This is a genomic window from Flagellimonas amoyensis (assembly GCF_003058265.1).
GTDB classification, from domain to species: domain Bacteria; phylum Bacteroidota; class Bacteroidia; order Flavobacteriales; family Flavobacteriaceae; genus Flagellimonas; species Flagellimonas amoyensis.
Genome location: NZ_QBUK01000001.1, coordinates 439,297 through 461,380 on the forward strand (window position 1 = coordinate 439,297; position 22,084 = coordinate 461,380).

General features: G+C 46.8%; 18 protein-coding genes. 4 read left to right on the forward strand and 14 right to left on the reverse strand.

Features of this window, described 5'->3' with window-relative positions; all coding sequences use genetic code 11:
• Positions 1-46: 46 nt before the first annotated feature.
• Genes bla through DB398_RS01860 form a run of 3 tightly spaced genes read right to left on the reverse strand, consistent with a single transcriptional unit; the run spans position 47 to position 2,999 of the window.
• Entirely contained in the window at positions 47-775 is a 729-nt protein-coding gene (bla, locus tag DB398_RS01850) for a subclass B1 metallo-beta-lactamase (RefSeq protein WP_108422683.1), read from the reverse strand.
• The gene (locus DB398_RS01855) at positions 772-1,683 is read right to left on the reverse strand and encodes a GYDIA family GHMP kinase (RefSeq protein ID WP_108422684.1); all 912 of its coding nucleotides are present in this window, start codon (positions 1,681-1,683) and stop codon (positions 772-774) included. The genes bla and DB398_RS01855 overlap by 4 nt, the downstream gene beginning before the upstream one ends.
• Complete coding sequence (locus DB398_RS01860) at positions 1,680-2,999, reverse strand: hydroxymethylglutaryl-CoA reductase, degradative (RefSeq protein WP_108422685.1); 1,320 nt, start codon at positions 2,997-2,999, stop codon at positions 1,680-1,682. Before DB398_RS01860 ends, DB398_RS01855 begins: the two co-directional genes overlap by 4 nt.
• Positions 3,000-3,187: 188 nt before the next feature.
• On the opposite strand from DB398_RS01860, the gene DB398_RS01865 reads away from it, so the two are divergent.
• Both DB398_RS01865 and DB398_RS01870 read left to right on the forward strand, forming a co-directional pair.
• Positions 3,188-5,347, forward strand: coding sequence for a S9 family peptidase (locus DB398_RS01865; RefSeq protein ID WP_108422686.1), 2,160 nt, complete (start codon positions 3,188-3,190; stop codon positions 5,345-5,347).
• Between the two features lie 15 nt (positions 5,348-5,362).
• Positions 5,363-6,925 carry a peptide MFS transporter gene (locus DB398_RS01870; RefSeq protein ID WP_108422687.1) on the forward strand — a complete coding sequence of 521 codons (1,563 nt, stop codon included), beginning with the start codon at positions 5,363-5,365 and terminating at the stop codon, positions 6,923-6,925.
• Here DB398_RS01870 and DB398_RS01875 read toward each other — a convergent pair.
• The 5 genes from DB398_RS01875 to surE all read right to left on the reverse strand — a co-directional run bounded on the left by DB398_RS01875 (position 6,922) and on the right by surE (position 11,779).
• Entirely contained in the window at positions 6,922-8,928 is a 2,007-nt protein-coding gene (locus DB398_RS01875; RefSeq protein WP_108422832.1) for a ComEC/Rec2 family competence protein, read from the reverse strand. The genes DB398_RS01870 and DB398_RS01875 overlap by 4 nt on opposite strands.
• Positions 8,929-8,945: 17 nt before the next feature.
• Positions 8,946-9,491, reverse strand: coding sequence for a C40 family peptidase (locus DB398_RS01880; RefSeq protein WP_108422688.1), 546 nt, complete (start codon positions 9,489-9,491; stop codon positions 8,946-8,948).
• 33 nt (positions 9,492-9,524) lie between these two features.
• Positions 9,525-10,637, reverse strand: a complete 1,113-nt coding sequence (gene lpxB, locus DB398_RS01885; RefSeq protein ID WP_108422689.1) for a lipid-A-disaccharide synthase — start codon at positions 10,635-10,637, stop codon at positions 9,525-9,527.
• 85 nt (positions 10,638-10,722) lie between these two features.
• The gene (locus DB398_RS01890; protein ID WP_108422690.1) at positions 10,723-11,010 is read right to left on the reverse strand and encodes a hypothetical protein; all 288 of its coding nucleotides are present in this window, start codon (positions 11,008-11,010) and stop codon (positions 10,723-10,725) included.
• The gene (surE, locus tag DB398_RS01895; RefSeq protein ID WP_108422691.1) at positions 11,003-11,779 is read right to left on the reverse strand and encodes a 5'/3'-nucleotidase SurE; all 777 of its coding nucleotides are present in this window, start codon (positions 11,777-11,779) and stop codon (positions 11,003-11,005) included. The genes DB398_RS01890 and surE overlap by 8 nt, the downstream gene beginning before the upstream one ends.
• Positions 11,780-11,983: 204 nt before the next feature.
• On the opposite strand from surE, the gene DB398_RS01900 reads away from it, so the two are divergent.
• Positions 11,984-14,155 (forward strand): carboxy terminal-processing peptidase, encoded by a 2,172-nt coding sequence (locus DB398_RS01900; protein WP_108422692.1) that lies wholly within the window; start codon positions 11,984-11,986, stop codon positions 14,153-14,155.
• A gap of 112 nt (positions 14,156-14,267) precedes the next feature.
• On the opposite strand, the gene DB398_RS01905 is transcribed toward DB398_RS01900, so the two are convergent.
• On the reverse strand, positions 14,268-15,572 hold the full coding sequence (locus DB398_RS01905) for an alpha-L-fucosidase (protein ID WP_108422693.1): 1,305 nt from the start codon (positions 15,570-15,572) through the stop codon (positions 14,268-14,270).
• Positions 15,573-15,646: 74 nt separating this feature from the next.
• Here DB398_RS01905 and DB398_RS01910 point away from each other — a divergent pair, with 74 nt between their 5' ends.
• The gene (locus tag DB398_RS01910; RefSeq protein ID WP_108422694.1) at positions 15,647-16,444 is read left to right on the forward strand and encodes a DNA/RNA non-specific endonuclease; all 798 of its coding nucleotides are present in this window, start codon (positions 15,647-15,649) and stop codon (positions 16,442-16,444) included.
• Here DB398_RS01910 and rodA read toward each other — a convergent pair.
• From rodA to DB398_RS01935, 5 genes are all read right to left on the reverse strand, one after another.
• Complete coding sequence (rodA, locus tag DB398_RS01915; protein WP_108422695.1) at positions 16,441-17,724, reverse strand: rod shape-determining protein RodA; 1,284 nt, start codon at positions 17,722-17,724, stop codon at positions 16,441-16,443. The genes DB398_RS01910 and rodA overlap by 4 nt on opposite strands.
• Entirely contained in the window at positions 17,714-19,582 is a 1,869-nt protein-coding gene (locus DB398_RS01920) for a peptidoglycan D,D-transpeptidase FtsI family protein (RefSeq protein ID WP_108422696.1), read from the reverse strand. The genes rodA and DB398_RS01920 overlap by 11 nt, the downstream gene beginning before the upstream one ends.
• 59 nt (positions 19,583-19,641) lie before the next feature.
• The gene (locus DB398_RS01925; protein ID WP_108422697.1) at positions 19,642-20,148 is read right to left on the reverse strand and encodes a rod shape-determining protein MreD; all 507 of its coding nucleotides are present in this window, start codon (positions 20,146-20,148) and stop codon (positions 19,642-19,644) included.
• On the reverse strand, positions 20,141-20,956 hold the full coding sequence (gene mreC, locus DB398_RS01930; protein WP_108422698.1) for a rod shape-determining protein MreC: 816 nt from the start codon (positions 20,954-20,956) through the stop codon (positions 20,141-20,143). Before mreC ends, DB398_RS01925 begins: the two co-directional genes overlap by 8 nt.
• A 64-nt stretch (positions 20,957-21,020) precedes the next feature.
• Positions 21,021-22,049 carry a rod shape-determining protein gene (locus tag DB398_RS01935; protein WP_072875703.1) on the reverse strand — a complete coding sequence of 343 codons (1,029 nt, stop codon included), beginning with the start codon at positions 22,047-22,049 and terminating at the stop codon, positions 21,021-21,023.
• Positions 22,050-22,084: the final 35 nt, after the last annotated feature.

The window sequence follows — 22,084 nt, forward strand, 5'->3', positions numbered from 1 at the left end:
GTTTGGGTTTACGGATGGATGAAAAATAGGGGTAGATGTTAAAAAATCAGTCTTTAAAAAGACCAATGGTATAATCAAGAAGCTCGCTGTTCCCACTTTCGCCATGTCCGGGAACAACGATAGCAGCGTTGGGGTATTTTGATTTGATATCGGAAACCGTTTGGGACCATTCCGCTACGTTGGCATCCCCCAAAAACCCTTTGCTGGCCCCAATGGATTTTATCAAACAACCCCCGAACATAACATCTTCATAGGGAAAATAGGCAATGATATTGTCCGGAGTGTGCCCTTCACCCACAAAGTCGAGGAGTACTTTTTTATCTCCCACACCAATTTCGGTAAGGCCCGTAAATCCGTTCTGTGGGCGTTCCCCTTCTTTTTCGGGAAGCAATCCAATCGTCTTTTGGTGGGCATACGAAGCAATCCCCTTTTCATGAAAGGTGCGCAACCCACCAAGGCAATCATCGTGAAAATGGGTGGCCACAACCGCTTTTACCGAAACATGCTGTATCTCCAACCAACCCAAGAGTTCTTTGGAAACCGCATCGTCCACTGGGGTATCCAGTACCACGGCCTCTCCATCATCCAGTACAATCATCCCATTACAGGACACTTTTCCGAAACTTTCGGTCTCCAAGTAAGAGATATGGACATAAGTGTGTTCCGAGAGCTGTACAATCTCCAGTGTATCCGTTTTAAGGGTTATCTGCCTTTCCTTCTTACCGCACGAAAATAGGATAAGGGCAACTAGCAAGGGAAGCGCCCATTTTTTCATCGAAGGATCATTTTTGAATAGGGTAGAATGGTTTCATACCCTTTTGCCCTGAAATAGTCCAAGGATTTTTCATCGCCCGTAGCCAACACAAAATCTCCGCCCCAGGCTCCAAGGCTTTTGACCACGCCAAAATAATCGGGAAAAAGGAGTTGTTTCACGGGGGGGATTCCCAAAACTTCGGACAGTAGAATCTCGTGCTCCTCTAGCAATAGCTCAAAATCGGTCAAGGTGGGGGCCAAGATCATCTTTTGGGTGATATGGGTGATTTTTCGGAGTAAGGCTTCCTTGTCAAACGCCTGTTCCCTATACGCTGCAATGGCCTTTTTACTACTCTGTTTTTGGTTGAGGTGTACAAAAAAAAGGGAATCCTTGAAAATAGGATCAAAATCGATTTCCTTCACATCCGGAGTACCTTTTTTCAATTGATAGGTAATGGGCGAATGGTGCTGGGCGCAGGCAATGTCATACCCGCTGCCGCCAAAGGCGTCCCATAGGAGCTGGTAGGCATCTACCCTTGCCCACTGGGCCAAATTGTTGATGAGTGTGGACGAAGTGCCCAGTCCCCAAGAACGTGGAAAACTGAGATGGGTCTCCACCGAGAAGCCATCACTGTCCGTCAACAAAAGAGGGTTTTTTGCATTGGCCTCCAAAAGTAGGGTGGTCAATGTTTGGGAAGTCGCCTCATCGGAAGTGGAAAGTGTGGCAAAATTTTCCAGATCAAATTTTGCGGTGAACCACACCTTGCTTTGCTCATCAAAACTGGTCCAATCCAAAATTCCCGTAGCGTTGGGCGCTACCTCGAGGGATTGCCCATAACTCGTGGGAATGGCAAGGCCCAGGGCACCGTCCAAAATGGCATATTCCCCAGAGATTAATAGTTTACCGTTACTGTAAAAGGCTTTTTTCATTTTTGTGATTGGATTTTCTCCAGTGCCTCCTTGACCGAGGCATTCGTTACCGTATGGTTCTTGAAATATTCCACAAGTTGCTGCTTTTCATTTTCCGAAGCCCCCATCTGGTTGAGTATGTTGAGCAGGTGCATCTTCATGTGTCCTTTTTGGATGCCCGTGGTCACCAAAGAGCGTACCGCAGCAAAATTCTGGGCCAGTCCCGCCACGGCCACGATCCGCATCAATTCCTTTGCTGAAGGTTTTTGAAGGATCTCCAGGGCCAATTTGACCAAAGGATGCAGCGAGGTCAAACCACCTACCGTTCCCAGTGCGAGGGGCACTTCGATCCAAAACTTGAAAATCCCATCTTCGATTTTGGCATGCGTCAAACTGGAATAGCGGCCTTCCTTCGCGGCATAGGCATGCACCCCGGCTTCCACGGCCCTAAAATCGTTCCCCGTTGCCAGCACCACGGCGTCAATACCGTTCATGATGCCCTTGTTGTGCGTAACGGCACGATAGGGTTCCACTTTGGCAATGTTCACAGCTCGTAGGAACTTTAGTGCAAACTCCTCTGCCTGCATGTCTTTGGTTTCCAATTGGGCAATCGGGCAACTCACTTCTGCCTTTACCAAACAATGGGGCACATAATTGGAAAGGATGCTCATCACCACCTCGATGTTCTTTTCTTCTTCCGAAAAAGCCGCATGCAACTTGGCCTTTTCCTTCAAGGTTTGGGCAAATTGTTCCAAACAGGAGTTGATAAAGTTGGCCCCCATGGCATCCAAGGTCTCAAAAGTGCAGTGCAGTTGATAATATCCCTCTATTTTATCGCTGAGATCACGAAGTTCAATATGTTTGATGCCTCCGCCCCGTTTTTCCATGTTCTGGGTGATGGCGGAAACGCTTTGCAGCAGTTCTGGTTTCAGTGTTGCAAAAAAACGGGTCAGCTTTTTGGAATCACCTTTATAGATGAAATGGACCTGCCCCACTTTTTCCGTGCCCAAGATCTCTGTTTTGAAACCGCCTTTGTCCAACCAAAATTTGGCAGCTTTGCTCGCGGCGGCCACGACCGAACTTTCCTCAATGGTCATGGGAATGGCATACAGCTCCCCATCGATCAAAAAGTTGGGGGCCACGGCAAAGGGCAGGTAATAGTTGGAAAGCGTGTTCTCTATAAATTCATCATGCAGCTTTTGCACTTGGGGATCCGTGTTCCAATAACGCTCCAACAGTTGTTTGGAGGTCTCGGGGTCTTCCGTACAATTTTGGGCGATCCAATCTATTTTTTCCGCTTTGGAAAGTTTAGAAAATCCTTCAACGGGAGTTTTCATATGTGTTCGGTTAAAGGAACCAAATATAAGCATACAATCTTTGATTGAGCTTGATGGGATACTTGCGTTCGGTTTCCACGGTGCTTTGTGTGTTCCAAAAACACTTGCTTTGTTGCATTTGCAACAGTAAAGTTTATTATTCCGATAAATATTAGTAAACTTGGGAGTTTTTAATCAATTCTTGCCACATGAAGAAACCGTTTTTCCTGTTTCTGTCCCTTTTGGGATTTTTGACTTCAACCACTGCACAAAAAAAGAAATTGACCCTCGAGGAAATTTGGGGTGGAGCCTTTCGGACCGAATCCATGGACGTGCTCCGTTCCATGGACAATGGCACACAATACACCATTTTGAACACCGAACGTTCGCCCCAGTCCAGCAGTTTGGACAAATACGATTACGAGACCTTGCAAAAGGTGGAGACCATTGTCGCTTCTTCGGAGAGTGTACCCTATTTTTCATCCTACTCCTTCAGTGATGATGAATCCAAGGTGCTTTTGGCCACCGAGGTGGAACCCATTTTCAGGAGATCACGGTTGGGTATCTATTATGTTTATGATATTGACACCAAAGGTTTGGTGAAGATCTCGGACACCAAGATCCAAGAGCCGACCCTTTCCCCCGATGGCAGCCAAGTGGCCTATGTGCTGGACAATAACCTATATATCATGGACCTGAAGGCAAAGGCTACCAAGCAGGCGACCACCGACGGTAGCAAGGGAACCATCATCAACGGGGTCACGGATTGGGTATATGAGGAGGAATTTGGATTTGTCCGCGCCTTTGAATGGAACCGCAATGGGACCAAAATCGCTTTCCTAAGGTTTGATGAGACCGAAGTGCCCCATTTTTCCATGGATATGTATGGAAAGGAGCTTTATCCCTATCAGCACGAGTTCAAGTACCCCAAAGCGGGCGAGAACAATTCCTTGGTCACGCTGCACATGTATGATGTGGCCTCTGGTAAGATTTCCGCTGTGGACCTGGACAATGCATATTACATCCCAAGGATCAAATGGATGAACAATCCCGATCACTTGAGCGTGCAGACCTTGAACAGGCACCAGAACGATTTGAAACTCTACGCAGTGAATGCAAAGGACAATACAGCATCGGTCCTGTTGGAAGAAACGGACAAGGCCTATGTGGATATTGATGGCAACCTTACCTTTTTGGCTGATGACAGTTTTATCTGGACCAGCGAGGCCGATGGATATAACCATCTTTATCTCTATGGAAGGGATGGAAAATTGAAGAACCAGATTACCCAAGGTCCTTGGGAAGTGACCCGATACTACGGATACGATCAAAAAAACGACCGTATTTTTTACCAATCCGTGGAGAACGGTTCCATCAATAGGGATGTGTACAGTATTTCCACCAAAGGGAAGAAAAAGAAACGCCTTTCCACCAAAGAGGGCACCAATTCCGCTGCTTTCAGTGCGGACTACACGTATTACATCAATACCTTTTCCAATGCTGTCACACCCTACGAGTTTACCTTGCACAAGGCATCGGATGGCAAATTGGTAAAAGCGATCAAGGACAATTCAGCTTTGCTGACCAAATTGGAGGGTTACGAAACCTCACCAAAGGAATTTTCCACGATCAACATCCATGGCAATGACCTGAACATGTGGATGATGAAGCCCGCCGATTTTGATCCCAACAAAGAATATCCCCTTTTTATGTTCCAATATAGTGGACCCGGTTCCCAATCCGTTTCCAACAGTTGGATCAGCACCAACGATTACTGGCACCAACTTCTCGTTTCCGAGGGATACATTGTGGCCTGTGTGGACGGTAGGGGCACTGGACTGAAGGGTCGTGACTTCAAAAAGGTGACCCAAAAGGAATTGGGGAAATACGAAGTGGAGGACCAGATTGCGGCCGCCAAGAAACTGAGCGAGCTTCCCTATATTGATGAGGGCAGGACCGGTATTTGGGGATGGAGCTATGGTGGTTTTATGTCCACCAACTGTATTTTGAAGGGCAACGATGTTTTTGAGATGGCCATTGCGGTTGCTCCTGTTACTTCATGGAGATTTTACGATTCCATTTATACCGAAAGATATATGCAGACCCCACAGGAAAACCCCAGCGGGTATGATGACAATTCCCCGTTCAACTATCCAGAATTGTTGAAGGGGAAATACCTATTGGTGCACGGTTCGGGTGACGACAACGTGCATGTCCAGAACACCATGCGCATGATCGAGGCCCTCGTGCAGGACAACAAGCCTTTTGATTGGGCCATCTATCCCGATAAAAACCACGGGATTTCTGGCGGCAATACCCGATTGCACCTCTTCAACAAACTGACCAACTTCGTCAAGGAAAATCTATAATCAAAAACTAAAACTATGTCAGCAATAACCAAACCAGCCCATAAGAGAGAGTTATTTGGCCATCCCGTGGGATTGTATGTCCTCTTCTTTACCGAAATGTGGGAACGATTCTCCTATTACGGAATGCGGGCCCTTCTTACCTTGTACATGACCGCCCAGACCTTGGACGGCAATCCACAAAGTGGATTGGGATGGACAACCACGGAAGCTTTGGCACTCTACGGATGGTACACCATGTTGGTCTATGTGATGAGTATACCGGGGGGTTTTTTGGCCGACAGGTATCTGGGGCAGAAAAAAGCGGTGACCATTGGGGCCGTTCTCCTCACTATCGGGCATGGGGTTTTGGCAATAGATGCTTTATGGGCCTATTATACAGGTTTGGGTTTTGTGATCCTAGGTGTCGGGATGTTGAAACCCAACATTTCCACTATGGTAGGAGGACTCTACAAACAAAACGATATTAGACGTGACAAAGGCTTTAGTATATTCTATGTAGGGATAAACCTAGGGTCGTTTCTTGCCTCCATCACGGTGGGTATAGTTGCGGCGGTCTATGGCTGGCACTATGGTTTTGGACTTGCAGGAATAGGAATGTTCGTGGGGCTGTTGGTGTACCTGTACGGACAACGATTTTTAGTCCATGTGGGCAATGAACCCACCATGGAAGAAAAGGCATCTGATATAAGTTTGGGGCAATTGTTTGCGCAATTGTTCAAGTCTCCCCTGCAATTGGGCATTGTGGCCATTTTATTGGCCTATTCCGTTTATGCAGGCTTTACCTATGAGGGGCCGGACAATTGGGGTTATGGGATACTCTATATCTTTTTGTCACTCATCACCGGGATGATGATGATGATCTATAAGAACCTGAAAAGTAAAGTAGAAAAGGACAGGTATGTGGTGTTGCTCATCTCCCTTTTGATGGTCATCGTCTTTTGGGGAAGTTTTGAGCAGATGGGGGGGCTCATGAACCTCTATGCACAGGAGAAAACGAATAGGATGTTCTTTGGATGGGAGGTGCCGGCAGCATTGTTCCAAGCGGCAAATGCTGGATTTATCATTCTCTTTGCTGTACTGGTGGCCAACTTTTGGGCAAAACGAAAACTTAAGGGTAAGGAGGCCAACTCCTTGTTCAAAATGGCCGTCGGTGTCATTATCATGGGTGTAGGGTTCATATATATGGTCTTTGCGTCGTTGCAATATGAAAGCTCAGGTTCTTCCGCAATGTATTGGTTGGTATTGACGTATCTCTTTCATACCCTTGGAGAGCTATGTTTGTCACCGGTTTCCTTATCGTTCTTTACCAAATTGGCTCCAGCGAGGTACATGGCCTTGATGATGGGAGTCTATTGGGCCGCGACCGGATTGGGGAACAAAGTGGCCGGAATAGTAGGGGAGAGTTCGGTAAAGGCAGGCGAACTGAAGGTCTTTGGAGGACTCTTTGTTTTTGCTGTGCTATTTGGAATATTGGTGCTACTGCTAATGAAACCATTGAAACGATTGACACATGGAGCGGAAGACAATGAGACCACGGTCTCTGTTGAAGATGAGGTCGAGACCATAGAAAGGGCTTAATCATCCTCCATATCGAAAATATAGAATCCCTTTTCACCCGTGTAGTGGAAAGGGATTTCTTTTTGGGCACAGGTCCTTTGCCATTGGCGGACCATGTTCCTGTAATTGCTGCCATCGGCCAAGATCATTTTAGGACCAATGGAATCCAACAAACGCCCCAGGTTGATTTTTGGCGATTGGGTCAGCAGCACATAATCGGGCCGTTTTTCCAAAGGAAATAGACCGAGGCTGTCCATAATGTAGAGCTTTTTTTGACCGATCAGATAGCTGTTTTTGAGTGGTGACAGGTTCGTATTTTCGATGCGCTCCGCAACAGCGTAGTCCATGGTCAGACTTCCCAGATTGGTAGTGTCGGCAGACAAGACCTTGAGATTCCTGCCCGTTTGGTGCAACAGGACGGTGTTCCGGGATTTATGGGCAAGCACCAAAGCTTCTTTTTGTTGCAGTTGGATCTCGTTCCAAATGTTCCAAGTTTGAAAAGCGATGATCCCGCCAAAGAGTACCAAGGCCATTTTCCATTTGGGTTTGGACAAATAGCCGACCAAGGCTATGACGATGAAATAGCCCAACACCAGTTGTACACCATCGAACGGGATATCCTTGATGATAAAACCTTCTTGCCGGGCCACCCATCCCACAATGGAATTCATCATCCGGATGGTCCAGTTGAACCCATCAACCAAAAAAACGGGGAGCAAATTGGTCAATGCCAATGTGATGACCAAAATCCCGAGGCCCAAGATCAATCCCAAAAAAGGAATAATGAGCAGATTGGAAACAAAGAAAAGTGCAGGAAACTGGTGAAAATGGAACAAACTGATGGGCAGCACCCCCAACTGGGCCGCGACGCTTACCGAAAGTAACTGCCACGTTTTTCGGATAACAATATTTTCCGGAAACCAGAACCGTTGCAGTTTTGGATAGATCCAGACAATGGCGAGAACCGCCGCGTAGCTCATCTGGAATCCCACTTGGAACAGGAACAATGGTTTCACCAGCAATATGGACAACATGGAAAGCGCAATAATGTTGAACGAGTTGGTGGGACGGTTGAGGGACATGGAGTAGGCCAAAAAGGAAAACATGGTCACTGCGCGTACAATGGAAGGGGATAGCCCTGCCACAAAGGCATAGGTCCAGAGCAATAGTACAATCAAGACCAGTTTTAAGGTTTTGCCTTTGGGCAAACGTTCCAATGGGGTCAAAAGAAATTGCAGCAACAGCAGCAAAATCCCCACATGGAGCCCAGAAACCGCCAAGATATGTACCGCGCCTGCATTTTTGTAGTTTTCATAGGTGCTTTCGGAAATGTCGTCCCGTTGGCCCAGCAAGAGAGCTTGGATTACTGCGAGTTCATCGTCCCCGAAATTTTCCTTCTTCAATTTTGAAATAATGTGTCCCCTGAATCCTTGGGCTTTACCCAAAAGAGTCGGGGATGGATTTTTTTCTAGGACAATGGATTCACGGTTGGACCTGATCTGATGATAGACCCCTTGTTTTTTCAGATAGTCCTTGTAATTGAACTGATATGGGTTCAAGGGTGGTTGGATGGTCTCTGGTCTTGCCAGTACAAACACTTCATCGTCGACCCTGAGTTTGGTCCTTCCCGAATCCGAAGGAAGCACCAAGAGCAGGCTGCCCTTTTTTTCTTCATTCCCTACGGAATTCACTTGGACCATATAGCGCTGGGTATAGGGATTGGGCTTCAGCACTTCCCTCACCTTCAGGTGCCACAGGCTTTCTTTGACCAGCTCTTGGTCGGAATAATGGCGCGGCATACCATTCAATGTTGCCATTCCAACAACGAAGATGCCCAGACACAATGAAGTTGCCATGGTCACCAGCTCAAAATACGGGACCCCTTCCCTAGCTTGTCTTTTGCCTGTCCAAAAAAGAACGGGCAGCAAGAAGACCAAACAGGCCAAGGGCACGAGCGGTGCGACATCGGCATAAAAACCGACAACAATGCCCAAAATGACCCACAGCGTGAGTTTAATGGACACAAAATTGAGTTGCTGCACTAAAGGATACGCATCGCCTTTACAAAAGCATGGTTCCAGTACCCTTCCCGTAACGAGGATACCAGGACGCCCCTTGAGGTCGTGGCGTGGATGAACTGTATGTCATCGCCGTCCACTTCCACCACAAGGCCCACATGGTTGATACGATTACCTGTTTTTGAGGTCTGAAAATAGAGTAGATCGCCCTTTTGCACCTCTTCCACATTTATTTTTTGGCCCTCCAAGGCCATTTGATGGGAAGCTCTCGGAAAAAGGATGTCATTTTCCTTTAAGGAAACATACACCAAACCAGAGCAGTCCATGCCCTTGTTGGTGATACCTCCATACTTGTACCGGGTGCCAGAAAAAGTCATCGCGGTGGAAATAATGGCCTCGGCCTTTCCATTTCTTCGCTCTTCCTTTTTGGGTTTGGGTAAGGAGATAGTGTCTTGGGTAGACCCCTCTACCGTAATGGTCCGGGTCTTGCTGTAGGTTCGTTTCTTTTTACCGGGACCACAGGCCGCAACGGTAAAAATAAGTAGTAAGATTATGGTTTTTCGTAACATCCAAGAATAGATTTACTTTCTTGGATGATAAAACTACGCATTTTCAACGATTAATCGGGCCGCCAATTGACTGGCTCCCTCTCCACCCAATTTTTCTTTAAGCAGCTTGTAATCGGAAAGGATACGTTCACGTTCGGGACCTTCAACAATCTTGGAGAGTTCCTTTTGAAGATTTTTTGTTGTCAATTCATTCTGAATCAATTCTTTGACAACTTCACGGTCCATGATGAGGTTAACTAAGGATATGTAGTCCAAAGTGATGATTCGCTTTGCGATTTGGTACGAAATCCAGTTACCCTTGTAGCAGACCACTTGGGGGATGCCAAAAAGAGCGGTCTCCAAGGTTGCCGTTCCGCTGGTGACCAATGCAGCATGCGAATGCTTGAGCAGGGTATAGGTCTTATTGGAAACATAGTTCACGGTATCCCCTTTCAGAAATGGCGCATAAAAATCGTCCGAAAGGCTCGGCGCTCCGGCAATGACAAATTGATGGTCGGGAAAATCTTTTTTGACCGAGAGCATTACGTCCAACATTTTCTGTACTTCCTGTTTTCTACTGCCAGGAAGCAGCGCGATGATAGGTTTATCGGGGTCCAGGCCGTTCTCCTTTCTAAAAGTTTCATTGTCCTGAAGAGGGGTGCTCGCAATGGCATCGATCAATGGGTGGCCCACAAAATGAACGGGATAGTTGTGTTTTTTCTCATAAAAATCCTTTTCAAAGGGAAGGATCACATACATGGCATCGATGTCCCGTTTGATTTTTTTGATCCGACCTTCCCTTGAGGCCCAGATTTGTGGAGAAATGTAATAGTTGGTCTTGAACCCGTTTTCCTTGGCCCATTTGGCTATCCGAAGGTTGAATCCGGAAAAGTCAATGAAAATAACGACATCGGGCTGGAACTTCTGGATGTCCTCCTTGCAGTAGGCAATGTTTTTAAAGATAGTGGGAATGTTCTTGATCACCTCCAAAAAACCCATGAAGGCCATGTCCTTGTAGTGTTTGGCCAATTCGCCGCCGGCCTTTTGCATCAGATCACCGCCCCAGCAACGGATTTCGGCCGATGGGTCTTCCTTTTTCAAGGCCTTGATGAGGTTGGACCCGTGCAGGTCCCCAGATGCTTCGCCGGCTATGATGTAATACTTCATTTGTAACTGTCAAATTCAAACATCAAGTTCAAAAGTAAATTTAGGAAAGTCCTATTATCGTTGAACTTGTGCTGGTTTTTAGGCTTTATGCCATTACCTTATAGATCAAAATTACCAAAGCTGTGATCAAGGTGGCCAGCATGACCCCTCTTGCTCTAAGGTCCCGTTTGATCCGCAGAAAGCCAAAAAAAGCAATCAGGTTCAAGATGGCTCCTAGGGCCAATAAACTGCCAATATGTCCTTGGCTTACGGCTGCATTGAAGGTGTCCACGATGCCGAGGTCCGAAAATAGCAGTATATAAAGTAGCGTGCCAAAGGTATTTGCGATGATGCCTACGATAAAACCGATCAAAATCTCTTTATTGTTACCCATTTAAGTTCCAGTTGTTTATTTGTGGTATGGCATGATGTGCCGTTAGGTCAAATTGTGTGGGGACAATCGAAATATAGCCTTGGCCTAAGGCCCATTCGTCCGTGTCCTCTCCTTTGTCCAATAGTTCAAACTCGCCGGTGAGCCAATAATAGTCCTTCCCAGAGGGGCTTGTGCGCTTGTCAAACTGCTCTTTCCAGTTGCCCCTGGCCTGTCTGCAGATTTTGATGCCCTTGGGCGCTGTCTTGGTCTTGGGAATGTTCACATTGAGCACGGTTCCCTTGGGAATCCCATTGGTCAACGCCTCCGAAACAATTTTTTTGATGGCTCCCAGCGATGGTTCAAAGTCGGCTTCCCAAGAATAGTCGCACAGGGAAAAACCGATGGCGGGGATTCCCTCGATCCCTGCCTCGATGGCAGCACTCATGGTACCTGAATAGATGACGTTTATGGATGAATTGGACCCATGGTTGATGCCGCTCACACAGATGTCCGGCGTTCTGTCCAAAATGACCCGAAGGGCCAGTTTTACACAATCGGCAGGAGTGCCGCTACAACTGTATTCAATGGGGGCGCCTTCCTTTTGGTCCACTACTACTTTTTTGGAAAAAAGGGTGCTGTCCACCGAAATGGCGTGCCCCATGCCCGATTGTGGACTGTCCGGCGCTACTACGACCACATCGCCCAGTTCCTTCATGGTGCGTATCAAGGCCCTGAGCCCCGGGGCGGTTATTCCATCATCATTGGTGACCAGTATGAGCGGTTTTTCCATTCCGTATAATTATTGGCATAAAAATACGTTTTTCAAAAGGATATGAAGCCCTGGTCGTTTAACAAAAAATTTGAACCTCCATACAGAACTGGCATGGTTTTTTCTGTATCTTAGGGAATTCGTACAAGTAGAAACGACGGATGACGTAATGAAGATTTGACGGTATGAGGTCAGATAATTTCGCTCCCGAATAAAACCATATTTATGAAAAAGAACTTCATCTTGGCACTTTTGGTAATTCTTGTGGCAGTTGCCTCTTGTAGTTTTACCAATAAGTCCTTTGAAAATGATGACAAGGACAAGTTATTGCTGGAATTGATCACTTATGTTTTGGAAAGGGGACACTATGAGCCCAAGGATTTGAACGATAGTTTCAGTTCCAATGTATTTGATGATTTCATCGATATCATGGATCCCACAAAAAGATATTTCCTTGAAAGCGATGTCAAGGAATTTGAAAAATACCGCTTCATGATCGATGACGAGATCAAGAACACCGACATCACTTTTTTCAATATCGTGTACCAACGTTTGATGGTCCGTATGGAAGAGGCCAAGGTAATATACAAAGAAGTGCTTTCCGAGCCTTTTGACTATACTGCGGACGAAACCATCAACATTGATTATGCCGACCAAGAGTTTGCCTCCAACAAAAAGGAGCTTAAGGAACGTTGGAGAAAGCAGCTCAAGTACAACACCTTGACCGTTTTTCAGGACAAGATAGAGAATAGGATTTCCGATGCTGCGGATAACACCGAAACCCCTGGCGATTTTTCTTTGGCATTCAGCGATATCCCCGGAAGCGTGGATAAGGCACTTACCGAGGAAGAGGCCAGAGAGGTGACTGAGACCACTTTGGACGAGTATTTCGATTTTGTTGACGACCTTGAGAGAAAAGATTGGTTTGTGCAATACCTCAATACCATAGTGGAGGAATTTGACCCCCACACCTTCTATTTTGCCCCCGATGAAAAGGAGAAGTTCGATATTGGCATGTCCGGTAAGTTTGAAGGGATTGGGGCCAGGTTGCAGAAAAAGCCCGAAGGCGCCAAAATTGTCGAGATCATTTCAGGCGGTCCGGTCTGGAGAGACCAGACCCTTGAAGTGGGCGATGAGATATTGAAAGTGGGACAAGAAGGAGAGGAACCCATCAACATTGTGGGAATGCGCCTTGACGATGCCATAAAATTGATCAAGGGCCCTAAAGGTTCCATCGTGGACCTTACCGTTAGAAGAGTGGATGGGACCATCGAGACCGTTTCCATTACCAGGGACGTTGTGGAGCTTGAGGAATCCTACGCAAAATCAGCTACGATAGATAGGGACGACATCAGATACGGGTTGATCAATCTTCCAAAATTCTATGTGGATTTTGAAGATTATACCGAGCGCAATGCAGCTACCGATGTGGCCATGGAAGTTGAGCGTTTGAAAGAAGCAGGCGCGGAAGGCATTATTTTGGACCTTAGGGACAATGGAGGTGGCTCCTTGAAGACTGTGGTGGAAATGGCAGGACTGTTCATCAAGGACGGCCCGATTGTGCAGGTTCGCTCTTCCGGACAGCGAAAAGAGATCCATGAGGACAAGGACGAACGCATCCAATGGGATGGTCCGTTGGTGATATTGGTGAACGAACTGTCCGCATCCGCTTCGGAAATTTTGGCAGCGGCCATGCAGGACTATAAAAGAGCGGTCATAATCGGCAGCAAGCAGACCTTCGGTAAGGGAACCGTACAAAATGTGATTCCTTTGGACAACATCGTGCGAAGCAATGAACATGGGGATCTTGGGGCCATTAAGTTGACCACCCAAAAATTCTATAGGATCAATGGGGGCTCTACCCAGTTGGAAGGTGTCAAGAGTGATATCGTTGTTCCGGACCGGTACAGTTACATCGACCTGGGTGAGAGGGATCAACAGAATCCGTTGGGCTGGGACAAGATTACCCCTGCAGATTACAAAGTCTGGGATGGTTATATCGATTTTGAGACTGCCGTGGAAAACAGCAAGAAACGAATGGCCAACAATGAACAGATCAGATTGATAGAGGAAAACGCAAAATGGATCAAGGAGCAACAGGATGAAAATGTGATTCCTTTGAGCTATGATGCATACGTGAAAAAAGCGGATGAAGCCAAAAAGCGTTCCGATAAGTTCAAGAGCCTAAGGGATTATGATTCCAAACTGTCCTTCGGTTCACTCAGGTATGAAACCGAACTCTTCGTGCAGGATTCTGTGCTTAGGGAGAAAAGGGACAGATGGCACAAGGAACTGGCCAAGGACATTTATGTGGAAGAGGCCGTGAATGTGTTGAAAGACCTTCACATGAACAACATCAAGAATGGAGAAAGAAAACTGGCCAGCGTAAAAGGATGATCAGTTTCCCATAAAATATAAAGACCGACCCTTTAGGGTCGGCCTTTTTTGTTTGTGATTTTCCGTGTGAAATCAGGAATCATCCTGTTCCACATATTGGGAAACATGAGATTTATTCTGTCCCAATTTCGAGGATATAATCAGTCTGGTTTTCCCAATTTTTGGGCAAGGCCACCAAAATGCCATAGGAGGTAACCTCAAAAGGCAGGTCCATTTTGGTTTCGAACGCCTTTATGTACTTTATTTCTTTGTCAAACCCAGAGATCAGGAAAGTATTGGACCGCCAATCAAGAATATGGACAAAGACAGTGTTGTCCCGTTGTGTACTAACGCCCCAGGTCTGGGGTGCAATAGGGCCTCCCCGAGTGCCAAAAATGGATTCGCCATATTTGGAAGTCCATTGACCGACCACATTCAAGGTGTCTACAAATTCCTGCTGTATCTTGCCGTTGGGCATGGGCCCTACGTTGAGAAGAAAGTTGCTGTTGTGCCCCGCGGCCTTCACCAAATAATGGATCAATTCCTTGGAAGATTTATAAGCCTTGTCCTGAAGGGAAAAGCCCCATCTGTGGGCCATGGTCTCCGCCGTCTCAAGAGGTAATCGGCCTATCGTCGCCTCTGCGCTGAACCCACCCTTGTTTTCACCGGGCAGGTCTTTTTCGAACATTTGGAAATCTTCACCCTCTTTTGGGGTCTGGTGGTGGTTGCTGCCGATCAATGTCTGGGGTTGTATCTTGTGGATCAGGTCGTAGGTTTTTCTCAATTGCCAATTCGCATCTTTTTTGTCCCACCAACCATCAAACCAAATCCCCGTTACATCGCCATAGTTGGTCAGTAGTTCGGTGAGCTGGCCGTTCATAAAGTCAATATAGTTGTTCCAATTTCCGGCGTCCGACCTTCCAGCAGCCTTTCCGGTTTGTCCTCTGGGAAAATAGTCATTGTGGTGCCAGTCCAGTTGCGAATAGTAGAAAAAGAGCTTTATGCCATGCTTTTCACAGGCCTTGGCCAATGCCCCGATCACATCCTGTTGGTAAACGGTCCTGTCCATGATGTCCCAATCGGTGAGTTGACTGTCAAATAGAGCAAACCCATCATGGTGTTTGGTGGTTACGGTGATGTATTTCATCCCAGTGGCCTTGGCCAGCAGCACCCATTCTTCTGCGTTGAATGCTGTAGGATTGAAGAACGAGGCCACCTTTTCATACGTTTTCTTGTCAATGGACTGGGTTTCCATGACCCATTCATGCACCCCGAGCACCGAATAGATCCCCCAGTGGATGAACATTCCAAACTTGGCATCCTGAAACCACTCCCTATTTTTCAGATTTTCCGCAGAAGGTTGGTATGTTTGTGCATTGGCTGGAACGTTGGACATCAGAAAAAGGGTCAAGATGGAAATGAGCAGAAAATGTTTCATGGTTTTGTTTCGAGTTTAACGGTCGGACAATCAAGTACAATATCTATTAAACTTACAGACTTATTTGCAAATAAATGAAAAAGAAGACCACATATACATTTCTTATTGCCCTGTGTATCATCGGCTTTTGGTTGTTTGAGAATTTTTATACCCCGGATACCTATTCTAATCCGAAGGGTACCGGCACTTCAAAAATAGAAATGGATTATTTGCCCAGTTCCACCACGGGAGAAGTGGTCAACCATGAATTTTATACCCTTTCCTATAGTGAACCGCACGAACAAGCGGAGTGGGTGGCCTATGAACTCAAAAAAAGCCATTTGACCAATGATGACCGAAAACGGCCCTATTTTATTGAAGACCCCGAGGTCTCCACCAAATCTGCGGATTGGCGAAACTACAGGGGCTCAGGCTACGATAGGGGGCATCTGTGTCCAGCAGGAGACAGACGTTTTTCGGAACAGGCATATAATGAGACCTTCTACACCAGCAACATCAGCCCGCAGGACAGGGAGTTCAATGCAGGCGTATGGAACCGGTTGGAGCAGCAGGTCCGCAATTGGTGCAGAACATATGGGGACCTGATAGTCATCACTGGTGGAGTGCTGGAAGATGGATTGGAAGAGATAGGGGAAGAGGATGTGGATGTGCCCAGAGCGTTTTATAAAATAGTCCTTCGAAAAGAGGGGGAGCAGGTAAAGGCCTTGGCCTTTTTGATGGACGCTAGGGAAAGTCAAGCCCCATTGGATACTTTTTTGGTGCCCATTGCCACTTTGGAAACGCGGACAGGAGTGGATTTTTTCCAGAAACAGCCTCAATCTTGGCAAGACCGGGTGGAGAAAACAGTCGATGCTTCGGGCTGGGATTTCTAGATACCGTCCTTTAGACGGTTGGAATCCAGTTTCAGGAAGATGAACAGCAGCATGGAGAAAAAGATGAGCCCAGAGCCTCCATAACTGAAGAAAGGAAGGGGAACACCTATGGTGGGGAGCAGTCCGATCACCATTCCGATATTGATGAAATAGTGGAACACCAAAATGGAGATGACCCCATACCCATACATCCGGCTGAAATCACTTTTTTGACGCTCCGCGAGATGGATGAGCCGTAAAAAGAAAATGGAGAACAGTAAAATAACGGTCATGGTCCCCAAAAACCCCCATTCCTCACCCACGGAACTGAAAATGTAATCCGTGTGCTGTTCCGGCACAAAATCGCCCTTGGTCCGGGTGCCTTCCAGAAAACCCTTTCCAAAAAAGCCGCCCGATTCAATGGCTTTTTCAGACTGGTAGGTATTGTACCCAATGGTCTTTCGGATTTCCTCCAACTTCTTTTCATCCTTTTCCAAACTCAACCAAAGGGCAAAGCGATCTCTGTGGCGCTGTTCAAAAACATGCTCAAACACCAAGTTTACCGAAAGTGAGAAGAGAATGGACACGATGATGGCCCCGACCACAGGCAGGATGGGAATCTTTACGGAAGCTTTTTTGAAGGTATAGATCAGTAGGGCGAGTATCACCAACCCAATGCTCACCCAGACCGTCCCGAACATCAGCGTGGTAGCGAACAGCGCTACCATGACCAACAGGATGCCCAGATAATAAATGGGGAATCCCTCCCGGAAGAGTACAAAGAACAGGGAGAAATAGATCAGGGAACTACCGGGATCGGGTTGCGGCAGTATGAGCAATGCGGGCAACAGGATGATCACCAAGGCGTACATTTGGTGCTTTCGGGTCCGAATGTCTGTCTGAATATCACTGAGGAACTTTGCCAGTGCAAGTGCCGTTGCCACTTTTGCCAACTCGGAGGGCTGTAGGTTGAAAAACCCAAGATTGTACCATGAAGTGGCCCCTGCTATGGTTTTTCCAAATACGAAGAGACCCAATAGCAGTGCAATGGAAACCATATAAAAAATGGACGAAAACCGTTCAAAGAAATTGGATTCCACAAAGAGCACCAAAATAATCCCAAGCACGGCAATGCCGAAAAAGAAAAGTTGCTTTCCGTAAAGTGTGGAGAAATCAAAAATGGAACCGTCGGAGTCGGTCAAAGAAGTGGAGTAGATATTGATCCACCCAATAAAGACCAAAAGCAAATACAAAATAACCGATATCCAGTCAATTCTTCCAAAGGGACCCTTACCACTCACGCTGATTTATTTTGAAAGGTTCCCCACTGTAGGGTTTGGCATATTCGTGCTCCAAGGTTTTTTCCAACATCTTTTTTTCCAGATCGGTCCGTGTGATTTCCCCGTTGATGTATTTTTCAATGAGAAGAGAGGCAATGTGCCCTGCATAACGTGCGCCGAAATAGCCATTTTCAATATAAACCGCTATGGCAATTTGTGGATTCTCCACCGGAGCGAAGCAAACAAATACCGAGTGGTCCGTGAGCTGCATGCGTTCACCGTCTATCCGCACAAAGTTTTCCACCGTGCCGGTCTTTCCTGCAATGTCCACTCCAGGAATCTTGAGCCATTTTGCGGTACCATACTGATACACATTGGCCATTCCCTCGATAACGGGGTCAAAATGTTTTCGGTCAATCGTGGTATAATTGGGTTCAGTGTACTTGGGATCTATAGCCCCGGAGCCTCCTATTTTTTTGATGATGTGGGGGGTGTAAAAATAGCCGCGGTTCGCAATGGCGGCCGTCATATTGGCCAATTGCAATGGGGTCGCGGCAATTTCCCCCTGCCCAATGGAATTGGAAATGATAGTGGATGCGGCCCATCGCCCATCACCATACCATTTGTCATAATAGGTTTTGTCCGGAATCCTGCCTGGAGCCCCTGTAGGAAGATCGGTGCCCAAATAACCGCCAAGGCCAAAACTCTTCATGTGTTTTTCCCAAGCATCCATTCCCTGATCTGTGGTAGGGTATTTTTCATAGATTTTTCGGAACACCCCGGCAAAATAGGCATTGCAGGATTCATATATTCCAGAGTTCATATTCTTTATCCCACCGCCGCAGTGGCAGCCCCTCAACGTGTTCCCCACATAAAAACCATGGTAGCACCTAAAGGTGGTCTCTGGGGTCACCACCCCTTCCTGAAGGGCAATCAGGGCATTCAGCGTCTTGAAGGGCGATCCGGGCGAGGGTTGTGCCAAAATGGAACGGTCCCAAGTAGGCTTTGCGATGGAGTCGTAGTGCAGTTTGCTGTAGTTTTTGGAGCGTTCCCTGCCCACCAGTAGCGCAGGGTCATAGGTGGGGCCGGAAATCATGGCCAAAATCTCACCTGTCTTGGGTTCTATGGCGACAACGCCACCCCGTTTGCCATGCATGAGTTGCTCGCCATATTCCTGGAGCTCTTTGTCCAATGTGATCTGTATCTCATTTCCAGGCATGGGCAAGGTATCCAATCTACCTTCCTTGTAAGGGCCGATATCACGATTAAAACGGTCTTTTTGGATATGCTTTACGCCTTTTCTGCCCCTTAGTTCCTCTTCATATTGTTTTTCAATGCCGGTGTGTCCCTTGAGTTCCCCGGCCACATAGTAGGGATTGTTCTTGAGCTCCCATTCGTTCACTTCACTGATATAGCCCAGTACATTGGCTGCACTGTGGGTATTGTAATAGCGCAACGATCTTTTTTGGATATAGAAGCCCGTAAAATGGCGCATTTTTTCTTGGAGCTTGGCATAGTCCTCCTTGGAAAGTTGGGGGACCAGTACAGAGGGCAGACGGGGCGAATAGTGCCGAGCAACATTCATCTTGGACACAAAAGTGGCCTTGTCTATGCCCAAGAGCGTGCAGAATTCAAGGGTGTCCAGAGGCTTGACTTCCCTAGGGATGACCATGACGTCATAGGCAGGTTGGTTGCCCACCATGAGTTTCCCGTCCCGATCATAGATGTACCCACGTTCCGGATAATCATAGATTTTTTTGATGGCAGGGTCCTCCAATATCTGATCTGGGGAAAAACGAAAAAGCTGTAAATAGGAGAGCCTCCCAATGAAGGTGAACCCTATGATGACGATAATGGATGACAATAACAGCTTTTTCATAATCAATTGACTGGAGTTGAGCTCTCAGTTCTTTGTATTTCAACGAAGCAACTTCAATTTTATTCGCTTTTGGGACTAAAAAGTGAGCTGAACAGCGTACAAAGTATTAAAGTTACGATACCTGTGGCAAAAACCTTCTTCAAAATTAAAAGGAAGTGGGCGATACTTAAAATTTCCAGCGAAAAGAATAGCAAATGGTGGATCAAAATCAAAAGGGCCAAAAAGGTAACCCGTTGGATCTTGGTGGTGTTCTTGAAACTGAAATTCTGGAACTCATAGTTCACCCCAAAGCAGAACCGCATGATCACGGGCCTTGCATAGGCCACTGTCAAAGATGCAATGGCATTGAGGGCCAGAGTGTCTGAAAAAACATCGATGATGAAACCCAACAGGAAGGAAACAACCATAAAAAGGGCCCTGTTGCTTTTGAGGGGGTACCAATAAAAGAAGATGACATAGACCATCGGGTTGATGAAATCCATGAAATTCAAGGTGTTGAAAATCAAGACCTGGGCGAGGACCAATAGCACAAAACGGAATATGTTCAATAAAATGGTGCTATTCATTGGTCGTCTTTGCTTCGAGTTCTTCGATCTCCTTTCGGTTTTTGTTCTCGATCAGGTACACATTTTTGATGTTCGCCATATCGTTGAAGAGTTCCACATCAATATTGTAGAAACTCTTGGATTCGTTCAGGTCATATTTTTTGATGGTCCCGATGGGAATGTTCTCTGGGAAGATGCTGGACATTCCCCCGGTCACAATGGTATCGCCCACTACCAAAGGTACCAAACGTGGGATGTCGATCAGTTGGGCCATGGTGTAGTCTTGGCTGGTCCAGATCAGGGATCCAAAATAATTGGTGTCCTTGATCTTGGCGTTGATGTTGGACTTTGAGTTGAGGATGCTCTGGACCGTGGAGAAATTGTTGGAAACATTTTCCACAATCCCCAAGATGCCTTGGGATGTGATGACACCCATGTCCTGCTTCACGCCTTGATTCCTTCCCTTGTCTATGGTAAGATAGTTTCTGGGAGAAACAAAACTGTTCTTGATCAGCTTGGCACTGATCACCTCATAGCTGACCATGCTGGAATCCAATGGCTGAACGCTGTCGTTCTCCAAATTGAAGAGCAATTTCCGCAGGTACTCGTTTTCCCCAACCAATCTTCTGTTCTCTTCGCGAAGGCCAAAATAAGAGGATACATCCGCTCCCGAAGCGTAGATGCTTCCTGAAATCCATTTGGAGGAATTGAAGAACCTGGACTGATGGTAGGAGTGTGACCTGACCGTCATCACCAACGAAATGAGCGCAAGAAAGCAGTAGAGAAATGCATTTCTATAGCGTAGGATAAAGTTGATGATGCGTTGCATGCAATCGTATCGTTAAGAAAATTTTGAACGCCTTCAAGGTAATGGAACCGTCTTGAAGACGGAACTATTTGATCAAAATACTTTTATAGCGTTCCAAGTTTTTAAGGGCAATCCCTGTACCACGTACCACAGCTCTCAAAGGATCTTCCGCTATGTACACGGGAAGGTCGGTCTTTTGTGAAAGCCTTCTGTCCAATCCACGGAGCATTGATCCACCTCCGGCCAAATAAATGCCCGTGTTATAGATGTCCGCTGCCAGTTCGGGGGGTGTTTGGGAAAGGGTCTCCATAACTGCGTCCTCAACCCGTAGGATACTCTTGTCAAGTGCCTTGGCAATCTCACGGTAGGAGACTTGGACTTGTTTGGGTTTCCCGGTCAAGAGGTCACGCCCTTGAATGGACTTGTCGTCCGGGGGCGATTTCAAATCTTCCGTTGCGGAACCGATCTCAATTTTTATAGCTTCTGCGGTGCTTTCCCCTACATAAAGGTTGTGCTGGGTTCGCATATAGTAGATGATGTCGTTGGTGAAGACATCCCCTGCAATTTTCACTGATTTGTCACAAACGATGCCTCCAAGCGCGATCACGGCAATTTCGGTGGTACCCCCACCGATGTCCACGATCATGTTGCCCTTGGGCTGCATAATGTCCAGTCCGATACCAATGGCCGCAGCCATAGGTTCGTGGATCAGGTATACTTCTTTTCCGTTCACCCGTTCCGCAGATTCCCGAACGGCCCGCATTTCCACTTCCGTGATGCCGGAGGGGATACAGATGACCATGCGCAGTGCCGGCGGAAACCATTTTTTCTTAAGTGCCGGGATGTTTTTGATGAACATGTTGATCATCTTTTCCGATGCATCGAAGTCGGCGATCACACCGTCCTTCAAAGGTCTGATGGTCTTGATGTTTTCATGGGTCTTGCCCTGCATCATACTGGCTTCGCGTCCCACCGCGATGATTTTTCCCGATACACGGTCCCTGGCCACGATGGAGGGACTGTCCACAACCACCTTGTCCAAGTGGATGATCAGGGTGTTTGCGGTACCAAGGTCAATGGCGATTTCCTCGGTCATGAAATCAAAAAATCCCATAAAAAAAGCGTCTATTTCGGATTAACGGTAAAAAT